General features: G+C 72.1%; 19 protein-coding genes and 1 pseudogene. 10 read left to right on the top strand and 10 right to left on the bottom strand.

All coding sequences use genetic code 11. The features are described 5' to 3' along the window. Nucleotides 1-8: 8 nt before the first annotated feature. Nucleotides 9-1,898 carry a type VI secretion system baseplate subunit TssF gene (gene tssF, locus INQ48_19220; GenBank protein QRF55520.1) on the bottom strand — a complete coding sequence of 630 codons (1,890 nt, stop codon included), beginning with the start codon at nt 1,896-1,898 and terminating at the stop codon, nt 9-11. Between the two features lie 19 nt (nt 1,899-1,917). Beyond that, entirely contained in the window at nt 1,918-2,454 is a 537-nt protein-coding gene (gene tssE / locus INQ48_19225) for a type VI secretion system baseplate subunit TssE (protein QRF60805.1), read from the bottom strand. Nucleotides 2,455-2,946: 492 nt separating this feature from the next. On the opposite strand from tssE, the pseudogene INQ48_19230 reads away from it, so the two are divergent. After that, nucleotides 2,947-4,349, top strand: a pseudogene (locus INQ48_19230) (DUF2868 domain-containing protein). A gap of 61 nt (nt 4,350-4,410) precedes the next feature. After that, nucleotides 4,411-5,838, top strand: a complete 1,428-nt coding sequence (locus INQ48_19235; GenBank protein QRF55521.1) for a GTPase/DUF3482 domain-containing protein — start codon at nt 4,411-4,413, stop codon at nt 5,836-5,838. Nucleotides 5,839-6,077: 239 nt separating this feature from the next. Here INQ48_19235 and INQ48_19240 read toward each other — a convergent pair whose 3' ends face one another. The 4 genes from INQ48_19240 to INQ48_19255 all read right to left on the bottom strand — a co-directional run bounded on the left by INQ48_19240 (nt 6,078) and on the right by INQ48_19255 (nt 10,431). Next, the gene (locus INQ48_19240; protein QRF55522.1) at nt 6,078-8,300 is read right to left on the bottom strand and encodes a xanthine dehydrogenase family protein molybdopterin-binding subunit; all 2,223 of its coding nucleotides are present in this window, start codon (nt 8,298-8,300) and stop codon (nt 6,078-6,080) included. Nucleotides 8,301-8,303: 3 nt separating this feature from the next. Then, a complete protein-coding gene (locus INQ48_19245) occupies nt 8,304-9,299 on the bottom strand; it encodes a xanthine dehydrogenase family protein subunit M (GenBank protein QRF55523.1) in 996 nt (331 codons plus the stop codon). Beyond that, entirely contained in the window at nt 9,292-9,888 is a 597-nt protein-coding gene (locus INQ48_19250) for a (2Fe-2S)-binding protein (GenBank protein ID QRF60806.1), read from the bottom strand. Before INQ48_19250 ends, INQ48_19245 begins: the two co-directional genes overlap by 8 nt. Nucleotides 9,889-9,975: 87 nt before the next feature. Then, on the bottom strand, nt 9,976-10,431 hold the full coding sequence (locus tag INQ48_19255) for a DoxX family protein (protein QRF55524.1): 456 nt from the start codon (nt 10,429-10,431) through the stop codon (nt 9,976-9,978). A gap of 146 nt (nt 10,432-10,577) precedes the next feature. On the opposite strand from INQ48_19255, the gene INQ48_19260 reads away from it, so the two are divergent. Further along, nucleotides 10,578-11,492, top strand: coding sequence for a LysR family transcriptional regulator (locus INQ48_19260; protein QRF55525.1), 915 nt, complete (start codon nt 10,578-10,580; stop codon nt 11,490-11,492). Nucleotides 11,493-11,552: 60 nt separating this feature from the next. On the opposite strand, the gene INQ48_19265 is transcribed toward INQ48_19260, so the two are convergent. Then, nucleotides 11,553-13,433, bottom strand: coding sequence for a hypothetical protein (locus tag INQ48_19265; GenBank protein QRF55526.1), 1,881 nt, complete (start codon nt 13,431-13,433; stop codon nt 11,553-11,555). Between the two features lie 289 nt (nt 13,434-13,722). On the opposite strand from INQ48_19265, the gene INQ48_19270 reads away from it, so the two are divergent. The 3 genes from INQ48_19270 to INQ48_19280 all read left to right on the top strand — a co-directional run bounded on the left by INQ48_19270 (nt 13,723) and on the right by INQ48_19280 (nt 16,369). Further along, entirely contained in the window at nt 13,723-15,153 is a 1,431-nt protein-coding gene (locus tag INQ48_19270) for a glycerophosphodiester phosphodiesterase (GenBank protein ID QRF55527.1), read from the top strand. A gap of 43 nt (nt 15,154-15,196) precedes the next feature. Next, nucleotides 15,197-15,817 carry a hemolysin III family protein gene (locus tag INQ48_19275; GenBank protein QRF55528.1) on the top strand — a complete coding sequence of 207 codons (621 nt, stop codon included), beginning with the start codon at nt 15,197-15,199 and terminating at the stop codon, nt 15,815-15,817. 108 nt (nt 15,818-15,925) lie between these two features. Further along, the gene (locus tag INQ48_19280) at nt 15,926-16,369 is read left to right on the top strand and encodes an ester cyclase (protein ID QRF55529.1); all 444 of its coding nucleotides are present in this window, start codon (nt 15,926-15,928) and stop codon (nt 16,367-16,369) included. A gap of 142 nt (nt 16,370-16,511) precedes the next feature. On the opposite strand, the gene INQ48_19285 is transcribed toward INQ48_19280, so the two are convergent. The 3 genes from INQ48_19285 to bla all read right to left on the bottom strand — a co-directional run bounded on the left by INQ48_19285 (nt 16,512) and on the right by bla (nt 20,148). After that, entirely contained in the window at nt 16,512-17,813 is a 1,302-nt protein-coding gene (locus INQ48_19285) for a UDP-N-acetylglucosamine 1-carboxyvinyltransferase (protein QRF55530.1), read from the bottom strand. A 68-nt stretch (nt 17,814-17,881) separates the two neighbouring features. After that, entirely contained in the window at nt 17,882-19,111 is a 1,230-nt protein-coding gene (locus tag INQ48_19290; protein QRF55531.1) for an MFS transporter, read from the bottom strand. A gap of 146 nt (nt 19,112-19,257) precedes the next feature. Further along, entirely contained in the window at nt 19,258-20,148 is an 891-nt protein-coding gene (gene bla, locus INQ48_19295) for a class A beta-lactamase (GenBank protein ID QRF55532.1), read from the bottom strand. A 340-nt stretch (nt 20,149-20,488) separates the two neighbouring features. Here bla and INQ48_19300 point away from each other — a divergent pair, with 340 nt between their 5' ends. The 4 genes from INQ48_19300 (at nt 20,489) to INQ48_19315 (ending at nt 25,785) form a co-directional block, all read left to right on the top strand. Then, nucleotides 20,489-22,555 (top strand): hypothetical protein, encoded by a 2,067-nt coding sequence (locus INQ48_19300; protein QRF55533.1) that lies wholly within the window; start codon nt 20,489-20,491, stop codon nt 22,553-22,555. Nucleotides 22,556-22,567: 12 nt separating this feature from the next. Then, nucleotides 22,568-22,810, top strand: coding sequence for a hypothetical protein (locus tag INQ48_19305; protein ID QRF55534.1), 243 nt, complete (start codon nt 22,568-22,570; stop codon nt 22,808-22,810). A gap of 11 nt (nt 22,811-22,821) precedes the next feature. Further along, entirely contained in the window at nt 22,822-24,936 is a 2,115-nt protein-coding gene (locus tag INQ48_19310) for a phospholipase C, phosphocholine-specific (GenBank protein QRF55535.1), read from the top strand. Nucleotides 24,937-25,008: 72 nt separating this feature from the next. After that, nucleotides 25,009-25,785 carry a DeoR/GlpR transcriptional regulator gene (locus tag INQ48_19315; protein QRF55536.1) on the top strand — a complete coding sequence of 259 codons (777 nt, stop codon included), beginning with the start codon at nt 25,009-25,011 and terminating at the stop codon, nt 25,783-25,785. The last annotated feature ends 10 nt before the right edge of the window (nt 25,786-25,795 follow it).

Here is a 25,795-nt window from a genome sequence, read left to right on the forward strand (position 1 = left end):
AGCTAGAGCTAGACGATCCCGCGCCCGCCCATGCGCACCGGCCAGCGCGCGACCGTGCCGCGCTGCATCGATTCGAGCGTGGTCTGCGTGAAGACGTTGATGCTCACGTGGCGCGCGAGGTAGCGCTCGAGCACGAGCCCGAACAGGTAGGGGCTGGCGCCCGAGAAGCCCTGCTCGTCCACGCTCAGCGTGCAGGCCACGCCACGGCCGTAGACCAGCGGCCCGTGGCCCGGCAGCCGGCGCGTGACCGGCGCGATGCGCGAGCCCACGAGCGCGTCGACCTGCCGCCGCATGGCCTCGTCGTCGGCCGCGACGAACAGCCGCAGCATGTCGCGCAGCGCCTGCGCGCCCTCGTGCCGCGGCATGCCGGCCAGCGGCAGGTGGTTGAAGCCCAGTTGCCGGATCAGCCGCCAGGCGATCTCGCGCTGCGCGAACGGCGGCCGGGGCGTGCTCGGCGGGCGCACCAGACCCACCGCCGACACCGGCATCGACTCGGCCGCCGCGAGATCGGCACGGCCGTTGCGCGGCACCAGGCACGGCAGGTCGCGGTTGGTGAGCCAGGCCTGCGCCCACAGGCTGCGCAGGCCTTCGGGGTACGGCGCCTCGTGCTGGTCGACCAGCGACACGAACACCTCGGTGCCCACGTACGGCGTGCGCGTGCCGTGGCGCCGCGCGGTGTCCGACACCAGCCGCGGCTCGCGCCGCAGCGAGAAGTAGCGCCCGTGGTTGCCCTCGTCCTCGTTGAGCGTCTGGTAGAGCGGGCGGAACGGCGTCGGGGCCGTGCGGCCCGCCTGCTGGCCCGTCAGCTGCTCGACCGCGTAGACCTCGAAGTCGAGCGGGCGCGAGCGGTCGGGCACGAGGTGGAACTCGGTGCGCGCGGCATCGAGTTCGATGCGGTCGGTATGGCGCGGGAACAGGTTGACCACCGGCGTGGCGAACAGCGCGAACTGCGCCGCGTCGACCAGGCCCTGCGCGATGGCCGGGCCCTGGGGAGCCCGCGCGAGCAGCACCACGATCTCGGCCTCGCGCCCCTCGATGCGCGCGAGGCCCGGCGCGAGCTGCGTCAGCGTGAAGAAGAGGAAGCGCTCGGGACAGGCGAAGTACTCGTGCAGCAGGTTGTGGCCATGGAGGCCGTTCCATGTCGGCGGCAGCAGGCCTTCGCCGGGCTCGAGCCCCTCGTGCACCAGCGCCTCGTGCACGACCACGTGCGGGCGCTCGCCGAGCCGCCCGGGCGCGCCCGTGACCGTGGCGACGGCCGCGGTGTGCAGCAGCTCGAACAGGTGCGAGGCCAGGCGCGCATCGCCGACCAGGCAGACCGGCAGCCGGTCGAGCCCGGCCAGCGCCGAGAAGCCCAGCGGTCCGATCGTGCGCAGGCGCAGCCGCAGCGCGCCGCCGACCTGCACCTGCGGCGGCAGATGGCGCTCGAGCGCCGGCAGGTCGGGCGGCGCGCCCGTGAGGCTGGCCTGCGCGATCTCGAGCGGCCACAGCGTCACGGCCTGGCTCGAGCGGAACTCGCACGGCGTCTGCTCGCCCGGCGCCACCTTCGCATGGAAGGCCGTGCCGCGCGGCACGACGAAGCCGCGCCGCAGGTCGCCCTCGGTCGCGCTCGGATGCAGCTGCGCCACCGCCATCGAGGGCGTGGGACTCAGGTAGTGGGGATGCATCACCTCGAGCAGCCGCTGCGTGAAGCGCGGGAACTCGGCATCGAGCTTGATGCGCATGCGCGCCGACAGGAAGCTGAAGGCCTCGATCAGCCGCTCGACATGGGGATCGGCCACCTCGATGCCCTGCATGCCGAGCCGGTGCGCGATCTTCGGATGGGCGGCGGCGAACTCGGCCGCGGCCTCGCGCATGTAGGCCAGTTCCTGGTTGTAGGCCTCGAGCATTCGGGGGTCCATGGCGGGCGCTCCCGGGGTCTCAACGTTCGACAGGGGTCATGCGCACGCGGCGCGACTCGAGGTCCACCGTGCCGTGCACCATGAACTCGAGCGGACAGGGCCGATGGTCGATCAGCGCATGGATCTCGAAGCGCAGTTCGTTGCCCGGGTCGTCCGCGCCGGCCAGCGGCACGATGCGCAGCGAGTCGGCAACCAGGCGCGGTTCGTAGTCGCGGATCGCGCGCCGCAGCATGCGTTCGAGTTCGCTCCAGCGCCGCTGCGGGGCATGGCCGCCCGCGAACGCGGGCACGCCGAAGTTCAGCGTGGAGGCCGCGGCCAGCGCGTGGCGCGCGCGGTCGATGCGGTCCTCGGCGCTGGTGGTGTTGAGCAGGAAGGAGAGGTCGCGCCGCACGATCTCGCGCAGGCGCGCGGGGCTCGCCGCCGCGTCGGACATGGTGTCTCGCCGCTGGCCCGGCGCCTCGTCGCGCAGGCGGTCGAACAGCGTGGGCAGGAGCCACGCATGCGGGCGCCGCGCAGGCGCATGGCCCGCTCGCGCCACGCGCGCGCCGGGATGCATGGGGTCGATGAAATCGTCGGACATGGTCGCTACCTCCGCAAAGGCCGCCGAGTGTGGCGGCCCGCGCGATGCGGCAGTGCAAACAATGGTCACGCCGCCGCGCGCCGGCGCAGACAGGCCGCGGAAGCGGGAGATATGTCATGCGCGGCCCCGCGAGTCCTACAGAACCCGCCGCCCCCCGCCGACACCTCCCCCACCCCTCGCGCAGTGATGCTGGGACCATCGTCAACAACGTGGAGTGCTCGCGGTGAATTCCATCATTTACATCGTCGGTCTGGTCGTCGTGGTCGTGGCCGTGCTTTCGTTCTTCGGCCTGCGCTGAAAGACCTCAGTCCCCCTCGAACCATCCACACGTCAGAAAAAACGGGGCCGCCACGCGGCCCCGTTTTGCTGTTGGGGCGCCGGGCATAATCCGCGCGCTGAGCCGCCCTCGGCCGAGGGCTCATTCGTCGGCTTTCCGCCGGCCCCGCCTCTGTTCGCGAAGGGACGCTGTTGACCACCACCGCACTGCGCGAGGACCCCGACTTTTCCGATGCGGTGATCACCGAGGCGATCCGATGGGCCGAGCAGAACGGCCCGCTCGACGACGCGCAGGCCATGCGCATCGCCGCGCAGGCGCCGCACACCGCGGCGCGCATCGCCGAACGCGCGCGCCAGCTCGGCGAGCGGCTCGGACTGCAGGCCGAACTGCATCGCGCGCGCCAATGGTCGCCCTGGGTGCTGCTCGGGCTCGTGGCCCTCATCGTCATCGCCGGCCTCGCGCTCGCGGGCAACGTCGTGGGCAGCGGCGAGCGCCACATCAACGTGATCGTCGCACTGGTCAGCCTGCTCGGCGTGCACCTGCTGACGCTGCTGCTGTGGCTGCTCGGCCTGTGGCTGCCGCTCTCGTCGTTCGGCTCGGCCTCGCTGGGCTGGATCTGGCTCTCGCTGACCGCGCGCGTGGCCGGCGGCCGGCATGGGCAGGCGCCGCTGCTCGTGCGCGCCACCACCGACCTGCTGGGCCGCGCGAAGCTGCTGCCCTGGGCCTTCGGCATCGTGAGCCACGGCATCTGGTCGCTGTCCTTCGCGGTGGTGCTGGCGGCGATGCTGTTCGCGCTGGCCTTCCGCAGCTACACGCTGAGCTGGGAGACCACCATCCTCGACCCCGCCTTCTTCGTGCGCGCGGTCGACGCGCTGGGCTGGGCGCCGTCGAAGCTGGGCTTCCCGGTGCCCGATGCCGCCACCGTGCTGGCCGCCGCGCCGCCGGCCTCGGGCCAGCGCATCTGGGCGCTGTGGCTCACCGGCTGCATCCTCACCTACGGGCTGCTGCCGCGCCTCGTGCTGCTGGGCTGGAGCGCCGCCGTGTGGCGCCTGCGCCGCCAGGCGCTGCGGCCCGCTCTCGAGGCGCCCTACTACCGCCAGCTCGCGGCCCGCTTCGCGGCGCTCGCGCCCAGCGCCATCGTCGATGCCGATCCGGGCCGCCGCGCGCGCGAGGCGCCCGTGGGCCTCGCGCCTTCGGACCTGCGCGACCTGCGCGTGCTGGTCGGCTTCGAACTGCCGCCCGACATCGCCTGGCCGCCCGAAGGCTTGCCCGCCGACCTGCGGCTCGAGCGCATCGACGGCAGCGCCCCCGAGCGCCGCGCGCTGCTCGACCGGCTCGCTCGCTCGCGCGGCCGCGCAGCGTGGTGCTGGCCTGCCGCGCGGCCGCGAGCCCCGATCGCGGCACCGAGCGCTTCGTGCGCGACCTGCTCGCGCACAGCGGCGAGTGCCGCCTGTGGCTGATCGCCGAGGGCGGCAACGACGGCCCGGCGATCGCGCGCTGGCTCGCGTGGCTGCGCGACGCCGGCCTCGAGCGCGTGGCCGCGGGCACCTCGCTCGCCGAGCTGCTGGGCGCCACCGACAGCGTTGCATCATGAGCGCCGCGCCGGGCCGCCCCAAGCAAGCTCGCACCGCAGTGCGAAGCACGAAGGTACTTCGATGAGCGACCCGATCCGCATCGCCGTCGTCGGCCACACCAACGCCGGCAAGACCTCGCTGCTGCGCACGCTCACGCGGCGCATCGATTTCGGCGCGGTGTCCGACCGCCCCGGCACCACGCGCCATGTCGAGTCGGTCGACCTCGAGATCGACGGCCGCCCCGCCGTGCGCTTCTACGACACGCCGGGCCTCGAGGACGCGGTGGCCCTGCGCGAGCATCTCTCGCGCATCGATCCCGCGGGCCAGGCCACGCCGCCCGAGCGCATCCGCCGCTTCCTGCAGGGCCCCGAGGCGCACGGCACCTTCGAGCAGGAGGCCAAGGTGCTGCGCGCCATGCTCGACATCGACGCCGCCTTCCTCGTGATCGATGTGCGCGAACCGGTGCTGCCCAAGTTCCGCGACGAGATCGAGCTGCTCAATGCCTGCGCGCGGCCGGTGCTGCCGGTGCTCAACTTCGTGCGCGACGCGGCCAGCCGCGAGGCCGCCTGGAAGGAACTGCTCTCGGCCTATGGCCTGCACGTGCAGGTGCGCTTCGACGCGGCCGCGCCCTTCGTCGGCGCCGAGCGCGATCTCTACGGCGACCTCGCGACCCTGCTGCGCGACCGGCGCGAACTGCTGCGCGGCGTGGCCGACGCGCTTGAGGCCGAAGCCGCGGCGCGCCGCCGCGCGGCCGCCACGCGCGTGGCCGAGCTGCTGGTCGACGCCACCGCGCTGCGGCGCAGCGTGCCGGCCGCCGAGTTCGCCGATCCCGCGCGCCGCGACGCGCTGGTCGCCGCGTTGCGCAAGACCGTGTTCGACAAGGCGCAGCGCTGCGCCGACGACCTGCTCGCGCTCTACGGCTTTCGCCACGGCGACGCGGCCGAGGCGCCGCTGCCGATGATCGAGGGCCGCTGGGCGCTCGACTTCTTCAACCCCGAGGCGATGAAGGACGCCGGTCTGCGCCTGGGCAAGGGCGCGGCCATCGGCGCCGCGGTCGGCGCGGTGGCCGATCTCGCGGTGGCCGGCCTCTCGCTCGGCGCCGGCGTGGCGCTGGGCGGCGCCATCGGCAGCGCGGTGTCGCAGGGCTGGGGCCCGCTGGGCCGCAAGCTCGCCAACAAGCTGCGCGACGTGCACGAGCTCACCGTGGAAGACGGCGTGCTGTTCACGCTCGCGGCCTGGCAACTGCAGCTCGCGCGCGCGCTCGAGCGCCGCGGCCATGCGGCCACGCAGCGCATCGAGGCGGTGGACGGCCGCGTCGATACGGCCGGCGAAGCCATCGCCGCCACGCTGCGTGCCGCGCAGCCGGCGCGCAGCCATCCCGAGTGGGAGAGCGGCCAGGGCGCGGCCGGTGCCTTGCAATCGATGCGCGCGCTGTGGCGGCCCGCGCCGCAGCGCGAGGCGCTGGTGGGCACGCTCGCCGGGCTGCTGCAGGGCGGTTTCGACGTCTGAGGCGTCGTTGTGGCTCGATAGGGGATCGGGATCGGGCAGCCGTACGCAGAGGACGCGAAGGTTTCGCGAAGGACGCAAAAGAACAGCCTTTGAAGGTGGGCTGCGCCCTCTCAAGGGTCGTGCTTCTTCGCGGGGACTGCGAAGCCCGCAGCCCATGCGCAATGGCAGCCCACCTTTCTCTGGTCTTCCTTTCGCGTCCTTCGCGAAACCTTCGCGTCCTCTGCGTCCGGTTCCCGATTTCAGTCGAGCAGATCCTCCAGCCGCAGCGGCAGCCGCCGCAGCCGCTTGCCCGTGGCATGGAACACCGCGTTCACGATCGCGGGCGCCACGCCCACCATCGCGACCTCGCCGAGCCCCTTCACGCCGAGCGCGTTGAAGCGCGTGTCGGGCTTGCCGACGAAGCCGACCTCGATGCGGCCGATGTCGGCCGCCACCGGCAGCACGTACTCGGCCAGGTCGGCATTGAGGAAGCCGCCATGGCGCGGATCGACCTCGCTGGCCTCGCGCAGCGCGGCGCCGATGCCCCAGACCACGCCGCCCTCGACCTGGCTGCGCGCGGTGCGCGGACTCGCGACCGCGCCGCAGTCGGCCACGCTCACCACGCGCGGCACGCGGATGCGCCGCGTGGTCGGCTCGATGCGCACCTCGACGAAATGCGCGATGAAGCTGAAGCCCACGTAGTCGGGATAGACCGGCCCGGCCGCGGCCGGCAGCCCGCCCGTGAGCCGGCCGTACACCTGCTCGGGCTGGCCGGGCGCGCGACGCCGGCTCTCGGCCTCGGCCTGCGCGCGGCCCGAGGCGCGCAGCAGCTCGAGCGCGGTGGCGTTCGCGCCCGCGCCGGGCGCACGGGTGCGCAGGTCCTCCATCAATCGCTGCGCCGCCTCCTGCACCGGCGGCAGCACGGTCGCGGTGCCCCAGGAGCCGGCGGTCAGGTGCTGCGGCGCGGCGCCGGTGTCGCCGAGCGCGATCTCCACCGCGGCCACCGGCGCGCCCAGCACGCGCGACACCGTGAGCGCGATCGCGGTGCGCATGCCCTGCCCCATCTCGTGCCCGCCCACGGCCACGCGCACGCGGCCGTCGCCGGCCAGTCGCACGGTGGCGAAGGCCGGCGCCATCCCGGCCTTGTAGGCGCCCACGGCCACGCCCCAGCCGATGCGGCTGCCGTCGGCGGCGCGCATCGAACCCGGCGCCATGTCGCGGCGCGCCCAGCCGAAGGCCTCGCTGCCCTGCACCAGGCATTCGGCCAGGTGGCGCGAGGAGAAGGGCTTGCCGCTCAGCGGATCGACCGCGGTGTCGTTGGCGAGCCGGAAGGCCACCGGGTCGCGGCCCAGCAGGTAGGCCATCTCGTCGACCGCGCTCTCGAAGGCGAAGGCCGCCGGATGCTCGAAGGGCGCGCGCATGTAGCCCGGCGTCTGCACGTCGGTGCGCACCAGCCGGTCGCGGCCGAGGAAGTGCTTCACGCCGTACAGCCGCGAGGTGATCTCGCTGCCGCTCGAGGGAAAGAGGTCGTGGCGCGAGGTCTGCTGGTCGATGTCGTGCACCGCCGCGACCAGCCGGCCCTCGCGGTCCGCGCCCAGGCGCACGTGGTGGCGGCTCGCGGGCCGGAAGCTGGCGTTGTGGAACAGCTGCGCGCGCGTCAGCACCAGCTTGACCGGCCGGCCGAGCTCGCGCGCGGCGATCGCCACCGCCGCGGTGTGCGACTGCAGCGAGTTCTTCTGGCCGAAGCCGCCGCCCAGCGTGGGCGAGAGCACACGCACGCGCGCCGGCTCGATGCCGAGCTGCTTCGCGAGGCCGTGGCGCACGCCCTCGGCGTTCTGCGTCGGCTCGCGCACGGTCAGCACGCCCTCGTTCCATTCGGCCACGGTCGCGATGATTTCCATCGGGTTCTGGTGCTGGATCGGCAGCTCGTAGCGCGCCTCCACCGTGAAGGCCGCCGCGGCCAGCGCAGCCTCGGCATCCCCCACGCGGCGGTCGGCGAACATCGGCTGCGGCAGCAGCGCGGACTGGGACTGCGGCTGCGCGTCGGGCGCGTCGATGCCCGCGACGAAGGGTTGGGCCTCGTAGCGCACCTCCACCAGCGCCGCCGCCTCGCGCGCGGCCTCTAGCGTGTCGGCGACCGCCATCGCGACCGTCTGGCCGCGGTAGGCGATCTGCGCCGAGCGCAGCGGATAGAAGCTCTGGAAGCCGAAGCCACCGCCCATCAGGAAGCCGCCCGATTCGAAGGCGCCGATGTTCTGGTGCGTGTAGACCTTGCGCACGCCGCGCACGCGCTCGGCGGCGCCGGTGTCGATGCGCGCCACGCTGCCGCGCGCGATGCGCGACGGCACCAGCGCGGCATGCAGCAGGCCGGCGCGCGCATCGTCGGCCGCATAGCGGGTGGCGCCGCGCACCTTGTCGTGCGCATCGACGCGCTCGGCGCCGGGTCGCGCGCCGCGTGGGGGATTGCTTGTCGTGGTTGCCATGGTTCAGCTCCTGTCCCGGGCCAGCATCAGCGCGTCGGTCACCGTCTCGATGCCGAGCACCACCTTGAAGCCGTTGTGTTCGAGCGGCTTCGCCTGCGCGAACGCGATCTCGGCCGCGCGCCGCGCCGCCGCCTGCGTGAAGGGCCGCCCGACCAGGCTGCGCTCGGCCTCGAGCGCGCGCCACGGGTGCGTGGCCACGCCGCCGAGCGCGATGCGCGCATCGACCACGCGGTTGGCGCGCAGGTGCAGGCCCACGGCGGCCGAGGCCAGCGCGAAGGCATAGGACTCGCGGTCGCGGATCTTGTGGTACGTGGAGGCCCTGCCCACCGGCGTGCGCGGCACGCGGATGCGCACGATCAGCTCGTCGGCCGCGAGCACGGTCTCGAGGTGCGGCGTGGCGCCGGGCGCGCGGTGCAGTTCGCGCACGGCCACCGTGCGTTCGCCGCGCGGGCTCAGCGTGTCGACCTGCGCATCGAAGGCCGCGAGCGCCACCGCCCAGTCGCCCGGGTAGACGGCCACGCAGGCCTCGCTGCCGCCGAGCACCGCATGGCCCCGGTTCACGCCGGCCAGCGCCGCGCAGCCGCTGCCGGGCACGCGCTTGTTGCAGGCGAACTCGGGGCCGCCGCGGAAATAGGCGCAGCGCGTGCGCTGCAGCAGGTTGCCGCCCACGCTCGCCATGTTGCGCAGCTGCTGCGAGGCGGCCTTCCACAGCGATTCCGACAGCGCGGTGAACTCGCGCCGCACGACCGGATGCTCGGCCACGTCGCTCATCGCGGCGAGCGCGCCGATGCGCAGCTCGGCCCGGTCGCCGGCGTCGATCTCGCGCAGGCCCTCGATGCGGCCGATGTCGATGACGGTGGCCGGCGCTTCCACGCCGAGCTTCATCAGGTCGAACAGGGTGGTGCCGCCCGCGAAGTAGCGCGCGCCGGGCTGGCTGCGCGCGAGCAGCTGCACGGCCTCGGCGCTGCTGCGCGGCCGGTGGTAGGCGAAGTCATGCATGGCGACGGCCCTCCATGGCTTCGGTCTCGGCGCGCATGCGCGGGGCGGCATCGCGGATCGCCTCGAGGATGCCAGCGTAGGCGCCACAGCGGCAGAGGTTGCCGCTCATGTATTCGCGGATCTGCGCCTCGCTGGTGGCATGGCCCTCGCGCACGCAGGCGATCGCGGCCATCACCTGGCCCGGCGTGCAGTAGCCGCACTGCAGCGCGTCGTGGTCGACGAAGGCCTGCTGCATCGGATGCAGCGTGCCGTCGGGCGCGGCGATGCCCTCGATGGTGGTGACGGCACAGCCGTCGGTCTTCACGCCCAGCGTGAGGCAGGAGGCGACGCGCCGGCCGTCGAGGTGCACGGTGCAGGCGCCGCACTGGCCGTGGTCGCAACCCTTCTTGGCGCCGGTGAGGCCGAGCTGCTCGCGCAGCACGTCGAGCAGCGAGGCGCGCGGCTCGAGCTGCAGCGCATGCGGCTGGCCGTTGATGACGACGCGGGTGTCGATGCGCGGCGGCGCGGGCGGGGCCGTGGCCTCCTGCGCGCTCGCCAGACCGGTGCCCGCGGCACCGGCCGCACCGGCGGCGCCGGCCGCGGTGCTCATCATGAAGGTGCGCCGGTTCAGCGCGGGCGCGCCGGTGCCGGAGGATGCGGTGGGATTCATCGTGGCTTCCTTTCTTTCTTCTTCCGTTCAGACTTCGCGCCCGATGCGCGCATCGAGCGACAGCCGGCCGCCGCCGCGCGCCAGCAGGCACAGCGCGATGAAGAACAGCATCAACGGGTATTCGAAGCCGCGGTCGATCCACGGGAAGGTCGGGCCCATCACGTAGCAGATGACCAGCATCTGCGCCGCGACCATCGCGGCGACCACGCGCGTGAGCAGCCCGGCCGCCAGCATCAGCCCGCCCACGCCCTCGAGGATGGCGACGAACCAGCCCAGCAGCTCGGCGCCCGGCAGGTGCAGCACGTTGGCGATCAGGTTGACCGAGCCCTTCATCGGGTCGGCCATGCTGCCGTGGCTGCGGCCCAGCAGCTTGGGCAGGCCGTGGGTCACGAGCATCAGGCCGAAAGCCAGGCGCAGCAGGGCGTAGCTCAGCGGCTCGAAGCGGTCATAGGTGCCGCGCAGGCGCGGAAAGATCAACGGCATGGGGGTCGCTCCTCGGAAGGAAAAAGGTGACGAGGCACGGCGGGATGGCCGCGCGCTGGCAGTCTCTCTGTTCTGAACTGGCGAATAAATACGCGAATCTCGCCAATACAATTCAATGGCAGCCAACAATCCACCGAGCCCATTCCATGGACCGCTTCGACGCCATGTGCCTGTTCACCCGCATCGTGGAGCTCGGCAGCTTCACGCAGGCCGCGGCCGCGCTCGAGCTGCCGCGCGCCACCGCCACCCATGCGATCAAGGAGCTCGAGGCCCGGCTGCAGGTGCGCCTGCTCGAGCGCACCACGCGCCAGGTGCGCACCACGGTCGACGGCCAGGCCTACTACGAGCGCTGCCGCCACCTGCTGCTCGAACTCGAGGACGCCGAGTCCTCGCTCGCGCAGCTCGCGGTCAATCCGCGCGGGCGGCTGCGCATCGACATCCACGGCGCGGCCGCCAACGACATCGTGCTGCCGCGCATCGGCGACTTCCATGCGCGCTATCCGAACATCGTGCTCGCCGTGGGCAGCGGCGACCGGCTCGTGGAGCTGGTGCGCGAGGGCGTCGATTGCGTGGTGCGCGCGGGCGAGCCCAAGGACTCCTCGCTGGTCACGCGCCGGCTCGCGCTGCTGCCGCAGGTGACCTGCGCGAGCCCGGCCTACCTGGCCGAACGCGGCACGCCGCTGACGCCGGCCGACCTGCTGGGCCAGCAGCACCTGGCGGTGAACTTCTTCTCGTCCTCGCGGCCCGACCACTTCCCCTACCTGTTCGAGGTGAACGGGCGCATCGAGCAGGTCGTGCTGCCCGACTGGATCAGCGTGAACAACGCCGACAGCTACAAGACCTGCGCCGAGCAGGGCTGCGGGATCATCCAGGTGCCGCGCTATCACATCGAGCGCCAGCTGCGCGCCGGCACGCTGGTCGAGATCCTCGCCGACACGCCCTGCCCGCCGATGGTCTATTCGGTGCTCTACCCGCAGCACCGGCTGCTGTCGCCGCGCGTGCGGGTGTTCGTGGACTGGGTGACGGCGCTCTATGCGGAGCGCTTCGGGGCGCTGAAGTAGCGCCATGCCGTGGGACCGTGCCGCGCCGGCAGGCATGGCCGCGGCATCCGGGCCGGCCGCTCATTCATCGTCCGACAGCTGCGCCAGCTTGACGCGCAAGGTCTCGCGCTCGCTATCGAACAGCAGCGGAAGCGCCAGCCATTGCTCGTAGAGCGTGGCGATCCAGCAGCAATAGCCGCTGTCGGGCCGATGCGCCTCCAGGCGCTCGAAGCACTGATGGATGTCGAGCATGTGGGCCGGTTCATGGCGGCCGATCCACGCGAGCGCACGGATCGCCGCACAGGTCGACCAATCGGCGGGACCGAGCATCGCGGAGAGCAGCAGCTCGCGCCGCCGCGAACCCTGCCAGCCCTCGTCAACCTGCGCCAGGACCTGCGCCGCGACCATCTGCACGCGCGGTACCCAGGCCAGCGCCTCGGTGCCCGCCGGCAGCGCGGGTGGATGCACCATGCAAGCCAGCACCTCGAGCGAACGGTCTTGCCCCGACGCGGGACCGAGGGCCAGCGCCGCGTGGCTGGCGGCGGCCCAGTTGGCGTCCGGTTCATAGGGCATCCGGGCCAGCCCGGCGATGCGTTCGAGCACCTCCGGCGCAGGAGCCGGCAATGCCGGGCTCGCATCGGTGCCGTCGTAGCGCCACAGCGAATGTGCCACCGGACCGGCCGGCTCCCGCGGATCGGGATGCGGGATGCCGCCGACCCGCACCGCCAGAGTCACGGGCTGATCCAGTGCCGCCAGCGCCAGCGTGAAAGCCAGGGCATTGGAAGGCGCCTCGATCGAGGACAGGCTCGTCGACAAGCGATTCGGCCGAGACGGCTCGGTGCTGTTGCCGGCCGGCGGGGCGGCCCGAAGCGACGCCAGCAGCTGGCGCAGCGTATTGGCGCTCGCGTCCTCCGGCTCGGGCAGCCTGTCGAACGCGGCATGCCAGAGCCGCTGCGCCCGCGCATTGCCTGCCTGGGCGGCTTCGAGGACGCGGTCGATCCACTGCGCGTCTCCCGTCAGCTTCCATTGGCAATACCACTGCGAGGCCTGCGCCCAGTCATGATGGGCCTCCTGCGCAAGCACATGGTCGTACCCCTGCAGCGCCTGTGCCCAGTCATGGTTCTCGAGCCAGCCATCCGCCATCTCGAGAAAAGTGCTGAGCTCTTGCGGTTCGAACGCGATCGCACGGCGAAAGGCCTGCTTGGCCTCGGGCATGCGCCGCTGCTGGCGCAGCACCAGGCCGATCGCCGTCGCCGCATGCCAGTCGGAAGCTTCGGCCAGTGGCCCGGCCAGCCGCAGCGCATCGTCGAACAGGCCGGCGCGCCGCAGGAAGCCGATCCGCAGCATCCACCACTGCGCCTGGAACTCGTCCGGCGGCGCGATGCGCGCCAGCACCCGTGCCCAGCGCTGCATCGACAAGAGTCGGGGGGCGCTGCTGAGTCGGGCTTCGGAGGACTGCGTCAGCATCGTCTTGGCCAGGCGCATCTGCAGCCCGACGGAGAGCGACTCGATCGCTCCCGCGGGCTCGAGCCACTCGAGCAGCCAGGCACTCAGCCTGCCAGCGCCGTCGGGTTCCGACTGCACGATCTCCACCACGAGTTCGGTGGCCTCCTCCAGCCGGCCATCGCGCCGCCAGAGCCATGCCCGCAACGCCTCGGGGCCCGCGTACCTTTGCTGTTCAGGAGGCAGCAGCGTCTCGGCGGCACCGCTGCCCGCCTTGTGCGCATAGCGCCCGGCCAAGGCCAGCGAGTCCGCATCGGTCGGCGCCATCAGCAGCAGATTGCCCAGGTGCTGCGCGCCATGCGCGAGTTCGCCGACCATCTCGAGTGAGTTGCGCGCGATCCATCGCTCGAACTCGAAGGTGCCGGCGCGAAGTTCCACCGCGCCGCTTTCCTTCGGCGCCGCGTCCACCGCGTTCTGCGGCGCGACGCGACCGCCGATCCAGCGTTTCCACCATGACATCGCCTTGTTCTCCCTCGATTGCACATCGCGCACATCGCGCAGGACATTGCCTGGCCTCGCCCATCGAGCGCGAATGTACCGGACGCAAACCCTTCTTTGATGGACGCCGCCTCATGGCCACGCATCCGCGTTGAAAGCGGCACGCAGGCCGGTGCTCGGCCAGCGGGTCGGAGGCTTCATGACGCCACGATGTCGCTGCCGCGGGCCGTTGCGCCAGTCATGGTTCCGTCATGGGTCAAACCTAGCATCCGGCGGCCTTCTGGCCATATCCAACACGCAAAAAACAACCATGACCTCAAAGCTTCCCGCGCCCGCACCCCGTCCCCTGCGTGCCGCCTTCGTCGCGCTCGGCGGCAGCCTCGTCATCGCCGCCTGCGGCGGTGGTGGTGGCGGCAGCGCCTTCGTCCCGGTCCTGCCGCCCGCCCCCGCGCCGGCACCGGCGCCCACCCCGACCCCGCTGGGCACGCTCGACGGCTCGGTGCCCCTGGTGATCGGCCACCGCGGCCTGCCCGGCCTGTTCCCGGAGGAAACCCAGAAGGCCTACGAAGCGGCCGCCGATGCCGGCGCCGATTCGCTCGAGACCGACCTGCACCTGACCAAGGACTGCGTGCTGGTCGCGCGCCACAACCCCTGGCTCAGCGACAACACCGACATCGCCGACGTCGCGAAGACCAACGCCACCGTGGCCGCGCGCAAGCGCACCGTGCCCGGCGTGCGCGTCGACGTGACCTACCCGGCGATTCCCGCCAACGGCCCGGCGAAGTACCTGAGCGACCTGACCGATCCCAAGGATCCGAAGTCGGTGCTCAAGTCGCTGGTCGTCGACGGCGAGGACCACACCAACGACTGGTCGATCACCGACTTCACGCTGGCCGAGCTCAAGCAGTGGATCCACGGCACCACCTACGACGCGAAGGACGAGCGCCCGACCGACCTGAACGGCAAGCTGCCGATCCTGAGCTTCCAGGAAGTGATCGACATCATGCGTGCCAAGGCCAAGGCCACCGGCCGCACGATCACCGTGTATCCGGAAACCAAGAACCCGATCTGGAACAACGCCCAGGCGATCGCCAACGGCTGCGGCCCGGCCGGCAGCCATCCGCTGGAAGACGCGCTGCTCAAGGCGATGAACGCCAACGACCTGAACCGCAAGGACGCACCGATCTTCGTGCAGAGCTTCGACCCGGTGAGCCTGAAGTACCTGCGCTCGGCCGGCCTGAAGGCGCGCGCGGTGCAACTGGTCGACGGCAACGACATCGACTTCAAGACCGGCGAGATGATCTACGTCACCACCGACGACTACACCTTCGTCGACGGCCGTCCCTACAGCTGGACGCTCGCGGGCGACCCGCGCTGGTTCGGCGCGATGCTCACGCCGGCCGGCCTGGCCGAGGTCAAGACCTATGCCGACGGCATCGGCCCGTGGAAACCGCAGGTGATGGCGCACACGATCGTTCCGTTCAAGACGCCCAACAAGGGCATGGTCGAAGCCAACACGATCAAGCCCACCAGCCTGATCGCCGATGCCCACAAGGCCGGCCTGTTCGTGCACAGCTACACCTTCCGCAACGAGTCGCGCTACCTGGCCGCCGTCTACAAGGGCGACCCGAAGGCCGAGTACCTCGCGTACTTCCGCGCCGGCATCGACGGCGTGTTCTCGGACTTCGCGAACACGGCCTTCGCCGCGCGCCAGGACTACCTGAAGGAAACCGGCCGCTGAGCCGGCACGCGGCGGACCGACCGAAGCAGGCAGGCGGCACACCATGTACCCGGGCGAACGACTCAACGGGTACAGCCACCTGCTCGGCCTGCTGCTCGCCCTGCCGGCGGCCGTGCTGCTGCTGGCCAAGACCCTGCCCACGGGCGACCCGGCGAAGATCGCCGGCTCGCTCGTGTTCTCCCTTTCGGCGGTCGCGCTCTACGCGGCCTCCACCCTGTTCCACAGCACGCGCGGCCGGCGCAAGCGCCTGTGGGAATGCGCCGACCATTGCGCGATCTACCTGCTGATCGCCGGCACCTACACGCCGTTCGCACTCGTGATGCTCGAAGGCGCCTGGGCCTGGGTGCCGCTGCTGGCGATGTGGGGCGCGGCCGCGGTCGGCATCCGGCGCGAGCTGCTGGCCGCGCGCGGCGCGCCCGTGAAGCCCTCGCTGCCGCTGTACATCGGCATGGGCTGGCTCGCGATCGCGGCGGCCGTGCCGCTGGCGATGCAGCTCGAGGGCGGCGGCCTCGCATGGCTGCTGATCGGCGCCGTGCTCTACACCGCGGGCACGGTCTTCTACCGCAACCGCCGCGGCTTCCGGCATGCGCATGCGGTGTGGCACCTGTTCGTGCTCGCGGGCACGGTGAGCCATTACGTGGCGGTGGGCTGGTTTGTGCTGTAGCGCGGTCACGAAGCGCGCGCGGCTTCGTCAATGACCGCGGCGGTCATCGCGCCGCGCGAGCTCGCGGCGACACACTGGTCGCCCGCCGTTGCGCTTCACGAGCCCCGCATGACCTCCACCACCCCTTCCTCGGCGACCGAGGATCTCCGCGCCAGCTTCCTCGCATTCCGCCACGCGGTGTTCGAACGCCACGAATTCGACGCGATCGCCCGCTTCCTGCATCCCGACTTCAGCAGCAGCTCGCCGCTGCTGCGCGGTCGCGGCCCGGCCATGTACGCCGACTTCGCGCGCCTGCTCCTCGCGGGCCTGCCCGACCTGCGGCCGCTCGAGCAGGTGGTGCTGGTCGAGGGCACGCAACTGATGGCGATGACCCAATGGGCCGGCACCCACACCGGCAACTTCCTCGGCGCGCCGCCCACCGGCCGCGCGCTGCGCTTCGCGACCGCGGACCGCTACGAGACGCAGGACGGGCTGCTGCTGCGCCACTGGGACGTGGTGGACCGGCTCGAGGCCTCCATCGAGGCCGGGCTGCTGCGGCGCGCGGCGCCGTGAAACACGGCGGCCGGAACGCTCACAAGGTGTGAAGAAACCGTAGCGAGCGCCCCGAGGTCGCGCCGAGGACCGTAGCCGTACTCTGTACGGTGAGGACCGCAGGTGCGAGATCGGGGCGCGCAGTAGGTTTATTCACACCTTGTCACTCCTCGCTGGTCCACTCCACCTGCACGCCCAGGCTGCGCAGGTTCTCGACGAAGCGCGGATGCGCGCGGCGGATCGGCGTGGCGTTGCGGATCTCGGAGCGGCCCTCGATGCTCGAGGCCACCATGAACAGCGCGATCGCCACGCGGATGATGTAGGGGCTCTCGACCACCGCGGGCACCAGCGGGGAACCGCCGAAGGTGATGAGCCGGTGCGGGTCGGACGAGAACACGTGGGCGCCGAACTTCGAGAGCTCGCCGGTCCAGCCGAGCGCGCCGTCGTAGACCTTGTTCCAGAACATCGCGTTGCCCTGCGCGCGCACGCCCAGCGCGATGAAGATCGGCAGCAGGTCGACCGGGAAGTACGGCCACGGAGCGGCCTCGACCTTGGTCAGTACGTTGGCGGTGAAGGGCGTCTGCACCTTCAGCGGCCCCGAGCGCACGGCGCGCGACCAGCCGTCCTCGTGCACGATCTGCACGCCGAACTTGGCGAAGGTGCGGTCGATCAGCGGGAAGTTGCCCGGCGCGCTGTTGCGCACCACCACGTCGCCGCCGGTGATGGCACCGAGCGCGAGGAAGGTGGTGATCTCGTGGAAGTCCTCGTCGAAGCGGAACTCGCCGCCGCCCAGCGCATGGCCGCCATGCACCGTGAGGCGCGAGGTGCCGATGCCGTCGATGCGCGCGCCGATCATGGCCATGAAGCGGCAGAACTCCTGCACGTGCGGCTCGGAGGCGGCGTTGGTCAGGGTCGAGGTGCCCTCGGCGCCGACCGCGCACAGCACGAAGTTCTCGGTGGTGGTGACCGAGGCGTAGTCGAGCCAGTGGTCGGTGGGCACCAGGCGCCCGGCGGTGCGCACCAGCAGCGAGCCCTCGGCGCGCTCGACCTGGCCGCCGAAGCTGCGGAACACCTCGACGTGCGGATCGATCTCGCGCACGCCCAGGGTGCAGCCCTTGACGTTGTCCTCGAGCCGCGCCACGCCGAAGCGCGCCAGCAGCGGCGGCACCAGCATGATCGAGGAGCGCATCTCCTCGGGCAGCCGGTGGGCGGCGGCGTCGAACACGGTGTCGCGGTGGTGCAGCGCGAGCGTGCCGGTGGCGTGGTCGAGCTGCACCTCGCTGCCGAGCGTGCGGAAGATGTCGAGGATCTTGCGCACGTCGGTGATGTCGGGCACGCCGTGAAGGCGCAGCGGCTCGCGCGTGAGCAGGGTGGCGCAGAGGATCGGCAGCACCGCGTTCTTGTTGGCCGACGGCGTGATGCGGCCGCGCAGCGGCGTGCCGCCGTGGACGATGAGATTGGACATGTGTGTGGACCCCTGTGTGGGGTGGATGATAGGCCGCGACAAGCCGCGACAGGATGCGACAGGCTTCGCTAGGACTCGTGGCCCGGCGTGCGGCGCGGAATCCAGTGCGCCAGCACGCCGGCCGCGGCGAAGGCGAGCCCGCCCGTGACCGCGATGCCCGCGGCCAGCGACAGGCTGCCCGCGAGGAAGGACAGCAGCGCCGGCCCGCAGGAGGCGCCGATGTCGGACATCAGCCGCCACACGCCGAGGAAGTGCGCGCGGCCGTGGCGCGGCGAATGGTCGGCGCCCAGGGTCATGATCATTCCCGAGCCGATGCCGTTGCCGAAACCGATGGCCAGCGCCGCGACCAGCAGCGTGGCGGCGCCCGTGGTCAGCGGCATCAGCAGCATCGCGAGTCCCATGATCAGCATCGAGGGCACCGCCACCCAGCGCCGGCCCTTCTGGTCCATCACCTTGCCGGCCGGATAGAACACCAGCATGTCGATGCCGCCGGCCATGCCGTAGATCAGCGAAGCCACCGAGGGCGCCAGCGCGAGATGGTCGGCCCACAGCGGGATCACCGCCTGGCGCGAGGCGCGCACCGCGCTGACCAGCGTCACGGCGAAGCCCAGCGTGAGGAACACGCGGCGATGGTCGCGCAGGGTCGAGACGATGGTGGGCTTCGCGGGCGCGGCCTGGCCCGGCGGCGCGGGCGGCAGCTCGAGGTCGGGAATGCGCGCGCCGAGGATGGCCGCGCCGGCCACCGCCACGATGCCGAGCACATAGGCCGCCATCAGGCCGAAGAAATGCACCGCGCCGGCCGCCAGGAAGGGGCCGATGAACATGCCGATGCGCATCACGCCGCCCAGCGTGGACAGCGCCCGCGCGCGGTACTCGACCGGCACCGCCTCGCTCATGTAGCTCTGGCGCGCGAGGTTGTAGACCGCCTGCGACATGCCGACCATGAAGCAGCCGAGCGCGAACAGGCCCAGGTGCGAGGTCCACACGCACAGCGCCATGCCGAGCGCGCTCCAGGCGCCGGCCGCGACGATGGCCCAGCGCTCGCCCCAGCGCATGGTGATCATCGAGGCCGGGATGTTGTTGAGCAGCGAGCCGATGCCGATCAGCGCCATCACCAGCGCCGCCATCGGCACCGAGGCGCCGAGCTCGCGCGCCGTGAGCGGCACGATGGGCAGGATCGCGCCCTCCCCGATGCCGAACAGCAGCGAGGGCCCGAAGGCCGGCACCGCGATGCGCCACAGCGAGAACGAGGGCTGGGAGGAGGACGAAGGGGTGGAGACGGCGGGCGGGGACGACATGCGGCGGGGGCTCTGGCTGGATGCCCTGGCCGCGCGGGGCGCGCAAGGCGCGGCCATTGTCCCGCCGATGGCGCGCCGGCGCAGGCGCACCGCGCAGTGCCCGATGGGGCGGGTACGGCATTGCGGCCCCGAGGCAGCGCGGGCGCTCAGCCCCGCATCGCGTTCGCCACGATGCGCACCGCCGAGGCCACCACGTCGTTGCGCGTCTTCGCGCCCTTGTCGCCCGGGAAGGTCAGGTAGACCGCGAGCACCAGCGGCGCGCCCGAAGCCGGCCACAGCACGCCGACGTCGTTGTTGGTGCCGTAGTCGCCCGCGCCGGTCTTGTCGCCCACGGTCCAGCCGGGCGGCACGCCGGCCACGAAGCGCTCCTTGCTGGTGGTGTTGCCGCGCAGCCAGGCCTCGAGCCGCGCGCGCTGCGGCGCGGCCAGCGCATCGCCGAGCACCAGCCGCTGCACGCTGGCGGCCATCGCGGCCGGGCTGGTGGTGTCGCGCGGATCGCCGGGGATGGCGCTGTTGAGCTCGGTTTCCCAACGGTCGAGGCGGAACACCGTGTCGCCGATGGAGCGTGCATAGGCCGTGACGCCGGCCGGCCCGCCGAGCTGGTGCATCAGCATGTTGGCCGCGGCGTTGTCGCTGTACTGCAGCGTGGCGGCGCACAGGTCGGCCACGGTCATGCCGTCGGCCAGGTGCTTCTCGGTGATCGGCGAATTGGGCAGCAGCTGGGCGCGGGTGTAGCTCAGGCGGCGCTCGAGCAGCGCCGGCTCCTGCGCGGTGGCGCGCTGCAGGATCGCGGCCGCGAGCATCAGCTTGAAGGTGCTGCACATCGGAAACAGCTCGTTGCCGCGGTGCGCGATGCGCGCGCCGCTGCCGGTGTCGAGCGCGTGCACGCCCAGGCGGCCGCCGCAGTCGCGCTCGAGCGCCGCGAGCCGGGCCTCGGCGTCCGGGCCGGAGGCGGCGGACCAGGCCGTGCAGGCGCTCGCGAGCGGCACCGCGCTGGCGGCGGCGAGGAGCGTACGGCGTCGGATCGATGTGTTCATGGGTATCTTGGTGCGAAGGGAGTGGTTGGACGAGACCGCATCGTAGGAACGGGTGCCCCGCGCCGCCAGCGCGAGCGGGGCGGCGGGCGTCCCGGCTGTATCGGGTGTAACGGCGCCTTCCTCGTTCCTCTGTCGACCGGCGCTGTCGCGGCGCTGTCATGCGCGTCGCGCAGCATCCGTGGCATTGGTTGTATTTGTGGACTTTGTTGTAAATCACATTCATCTGCCCAAGTGCACATGAATGCATCGATCGACGGCAGGCCACGCGCGACCGCGAATGCCTTCGTGCCGGGGCGGCCTTGAGCCCGCACCGGCGTTCTTGACCTGCCGGAGTTCCCCGATGACAACGCCGAGAGGCCGCCTCGCGCGCGCCGCCCTGTGCCTGACCCCCGTGCTACTGCTGGCCGCCTGCGGCGGCGGCGGCGGTGGTTCGACCCCCTTCCTTCCCGTTGCGCCGCCCGCGCCCGCGCCGGCTCCCGCACCCGCGCCCTCCCCGGCGCCGGCACCGCGCCCCAAGGCGCTGGTCATCGGCGTCGACGGTGTGCAGTACGCGGCCCTGCAGCAGGCGCTCGGCGATGCGCGCATGCCCGCGCTGCAAGGCCTGGGCACCTTGCTGCCCTCCTACACCGGCGGCGTGCTCGGCCGGCGCACGCAGCAGCAGGCCACCGACGGACCGTCGTGGGCCACGCTGCTGACCGGCGGCTGGGCCGACCGGCACGAGATCCGCTCCAACTACGAAGGCCAGGCCTTCGGCGCCGACACGGTCTTCAAGCTGCTCAAGCAGCGCCGCGCCGACACCCGCAGCGCGGTGGTCGCGAGCTGGAGCGGCCTGCCGCAACTGCTGCGCACCGACAAGGCCGCGGGCTACCTCGAGCTCGCGAAGGACTGCGACGGCAGCGACGACTGCGTCTCGACCGAGGCCGCGGGCGCGCTCGAGCGCGACGGCTACGACCTCGTGGTGGCCGACTACCAGGGCCCGGCGCAGGTCGCCGACGTGGCGGGCTACGGCACCGACTACCAGAACGCGCTCGCGCGGGTCGACAAGCAGATCGCCACGCTGCGCTCCGCGCTGGCGCGGCGCCGCGCGGCCCAGCCGCAGGAGGACTGGCTGGTGGTCGTCGCCACCACCCACGGCCTGGGCGCCACCGGCGTGGCCGACGGCATTCCGGTGCCGTCGAACCTCGCGACCGCGCTGGTGCTCGACCGCCGCGCCAACCTCGACGCAGCAGCGCCCGCCGGGCTGCCCGCGAACATCGCCGACTGGTACGGCTACGCTTCAACGGCCGACATCGCGCCCACCCTGCTGACCCACCTGTCGGCCCTGCCCGCGGCCGACAAGTACGCGATCGACGGCGCGCCGCTGCTGGGCGCGCCCGGCGTGCGCCAGCTCGCTGCGGTGGCCAACGACAAGCGCAACGGCATCCGCCTGAGCTGGACGCTGCCGGCCCCGGTCGCCTCCATCACGGTGCTGCGTGACGGCGCGGCCGTGGCCACGCTGCCCGGCACGGCCCTCGGCTTCGAGGACACCACCATGCCCTTCGACGCCAGCGGCACCTATGCCTACGGCTACACCGTGGTGGCCGACAAGACGCCGGTCTCGCTGCGCGCTTCGCTCGACTACGTGAAGCCGATCGTGCTGCTGCCCAGCGTGGCCAACGGCCTCACGCACCTGTTCCCGCTGAACGGCGCGCTCGAGGACCGCATCGCCGGTGGCCAGGTCTTCGCGCCCTGGGTCAAGGGCGCCACCGCGGTCTATGCGGCGGCCGGCGACGGACCGCTGGGCAGCGGCACCCGCGCGCTGCTGTCGACCGACTACACCGGCGCCAAGGTCTGCACCGCCTGCGACGGCGGCTACTCGATCCCGACCGCCAGCGTGACCAGCACCAGCGCGCCCTTCAGCTTCGGCTTCTGGTTCCGCTCCGACGCCACCCGCTCGGGCATGCCGGTGATCTCGAACAAGGACTGGGGCAGCGGCTCCAACCCGGGCATCGCGATCGGCCAGTACGGCAGCGCGCTGCGCTTCAACATCGGCCGCGGCGGCGAGCGCGTGGGCGACAAGGACCTGGGCTTCAGCGCCAACACCTGGGCCTATGTGGTGATGACGGTGGACGTGCAGGCGCTGAAGGCGAACTACTACGTGTTCGACCCCTCGCTGGGCCTGCAGAGCAGTTCCGTGACGCTCACCAGCGCCTTCGCGGCCGCGCTCAACGGTCTCAACAAGGGCTTCTCGCTCAACGAGGACGGCGATGGCGGCTACGGCCCGAACTACCGCAACGGCAATGCGAGCAACACCATCGCCGGGCGCTTCGACTTCGCCGAGTTCGCGACCTGGAACCGCGTGCTGAGCGCGGCCGAGATCGAGTCGATCGCGCGTTCGCGCGGTTCGCTGACCACGCTGGTGCCCTGAGGAGAGACACGCATGCGCAACCCAACGATGCAACGCGCGGCCTGCGTTCTGGCGCTGCTCGCCGCCACCGTGCTCACGGCCTGCGGCGGCGGCGGCGGGGGTGGCGGCGCCATCGCCCTGCCCCCGGCCACGGGCCTCGTGCCCAACGACCCGGCCACCGCCGGTCCGCCGATCGAGGCGCTGACCCCGCCGGGCGGCACGCCCGATTCCCAACTGCCGCCGCGCCGTCCCGAGTCGGTGCGCTGCGCGCCCTGAGCCCGAACACCATGAGCGACAAGCAAGCATCCCCTTCCCGCCGCGGCTTCCTGCGCGGCGCCGCCACCACCGCGGGCGCGGCCGCCGCGCTCGGCCTGCTGCCGCCCGGCATCCGCCGCGCGCTGGCGATTCCCGCCACGCAGGAGACCGGCACCATCAGCGACGTCAAGCACGTCGTGATCTTCATGCAGGAGAACCGCTCCTTCGACCACTACTTCGGCACCCTGCGCGGCGTGCGCGGCTTCGGCGACCGCTTCCCGGTGCCGCTGTCCAACGGCAAGCCGGTGTGGCAACAGCCGCCGGCCTCGGGCAGCGGCACCTGCGTGCCCTTCCGCTACGACACCACCGCCACCAGCGCGCAGCGCACCACCGGCATGGCCCACAGCTGGTCCGACGGCCAGCAGGCCTGGAACGGCGGGCGCATGAACCAGTGGGTGGCGGCCAAGACGGCGCGCGCGCTCGGCTACTACACGCAGAGCGACATCGCCTACCAGTTCGCGCTGGCCGACGCCTTCACGCTGTGCGACGCCTACCACTGCAGCGAGCTCACCGGCACCAACTCCAACCGCCTGTTCCTCTGGAGCGGCACCAACGACCCGCTGGGGCAGGGCGGCGGTCCCGCGATCGACAACTCGAACGACGACCTCGCGAACGCGCCCGGCTACGACTGGACCACCTACCCCGAGCGCCTGGAACAGGCCGGCGTGAGCTGGCAGATCTACCAGGACATGGCCGACAACTACACCGACAACCCGCTCGAGGGCTTCACCAGCTTTCGCCAGGCCTACTACGCGCCCGAGCCGACCGAGGCGCAGCGCTCGCTCAAGGCGCGCGGCCTGTCGACGCGCTCGCTCGACGCCCTGGCCGACGACGTGAAGGCCGGCCGCCTGCCGCAGGTGAGCTGGATCGTCGCGCCCGAGAAGTACTCGGAGCATCCCGGCCCCTCGTCGCCGCTGTGGGGCGCCGAATACACCGAGCGCGTGCTCAACGCCCTCACGGCCGATCCCGCGGTCTGGAGCCAGACCGTGCTGTTCATCATGTTCGACGAGAACGACGGCTACTTCGACCACATGCCGCCGCCCTCGATCCCCTCGCTGAACGCCGACGGCAGCGAGGCCGGCATGAGCACGGTGTCGACGCTGGGCGAGCGCAACGACCTCAAGGCGCCCTACCGAGGCTCGCCCTTCGGCATGGGCTGGCGCGTGCCGATGTACGTGGTGTCGCCCTGGAGCCGCGGCGGCTGGGTCAACTCGCAGGTGGCCGACCACACCTCGGTGGTGCGCTTCCTCGAGACGCGTTTCGGCGTGATGGAGCCCAACATCAGCCCCTGGCGGCGCGCGGTCGCGGGCGACCTAGGCACCTGCTTCGACTTCGCCACGCCCAACGCGGCGCTGCCCGCGCTGCCGCACATCGACGGCAAGGCGGCCGACGATGCCATCGCGAAGCAGCTGCTGCTGCCCACCCCGGTCGCGCCCGCGCCCGGCACCGGCACCCTGCCGCAGCAGGCCACCGGCGTGCGCTACTCGCGCGCCCTGCCCTACGAGCTGCACACCAGCGGCCGGCCCGACGTGGCGCAGCAGAAGTTCTGGCTGGTGTTCGGCAACACCGGCGGCGCCGGTGCGGTGTTCCATGTCTACGACCATCTTGCGCTCGACAAGGTGCCGCGCCGCTACACGGTGGAGCCCGGCAAGCTGCTCAACGACGCCTGGGCGGTGGCGGCCGGCGGGCGCTACGACCTCTCGGTGTTCGGCCCCAACGGCTACTTCCGGCGCTTCGGCGGCAAGCTGCCGGCCGCGCTCGCGGGCGGCACGGCGCTGCCCGAGGTGCGCGTCTGCTACGACGCCGCCAACGGCGACGTGCACCTGGAGATGCACAACCTCGGCAACATCAGCTGCACCGTCACGGTGGCGCCGAATGCCTACCGCACCGACGGTCCGTGGACCTTCGCGCTCGCGCCGGGCCAGGTGGTGGTGCAGAAGTGGGACCTGGCACCCGCGAAGCACTGGTACGACTTCAGCGTGACGGCCAACGTGGACGACGGCACCAGCTACCTGCGCCGCTTCGCGGGCCGCGTGGAGAACGGCAGCCACGGCATCAGCGATCCGGCGATGGGCCAGGCGGCCTGAGCGTCACGCGCCTCCTCCACAATGGCGCCGGTCCGCTACCGGCGCCATCGCTCCCTCTCCCATCGGCATCCCATGCTCCAAGAAGAACGATTCCTGCGCATCCGCAGCCTGCTGGCCACCTTCTCGCGCCTGAGCGTCGAGCGGATCATGCAGGACCTCGCGGTCTCGCGCGAAACCGTGCGCCGCGACCTGCTCGAGCTCGAGGGCCTTGGCGAGCTGCGGCGGGTGCATGGCGGCGCCGTCGCCACGGGCGCGGAACCCGAGCCGCCGCTGGCGGTGCGGCTGGTGGCGCGGCAGCGCGAGAAGCGCGCCATCGCCCGGGCCGCGATCGCGCTGCTCGAGCCGGGGCAGACGGTGTTCCTCGACACCGGCAGCACCACCGCGCTGCTGGCCGAGGCACTGGCCACGCTCAGCGGCATGACGGTCATCACCAACTCGCTGAGCATCGCGCTCAAGCTCGCGGGCGCGGCCGAGGGCCGCGACACCGGCGGGCGCACCGTGCTGCTCGGCGGCGAGATCGACGTCAAAACCCAGGCCACCTGCGGCGCCGGCACGGTCGAGGAGATCCGCCGCTACCGCGCCGACGTGGCGCTGCTGTCGCCGGTGGCGATGCATCCGAAGCACGGCGCGATGAGCTTCGAGCACCACGAGGCCGCGATCGCGCGCGCCATGGCCGAGCAGGCACAGCAGCTGGTGATCCTGGCCGACCACGCCAAGATCGGCCAGGCCAGCCGCGTCACCTATGCGCGCAGCGCCGACATCGACGTGGTCGTCACCGATGCCGCCTCGCGCGACATGCCGGCGCTGCCGGCGCTGCGCCGCGCCTGCGAGCGCGTGGTGCTCGCCTGAGGCTTTGGCA

This window comes from Variovorax paradoxus (assembly GCA_016806145.1).
Taxonomy (GTDB): Bacteria; Pseudomonadota; Gammaproteobacteria; order Burkholderiales; family Burkholderiaceae_C; genus Variovorax.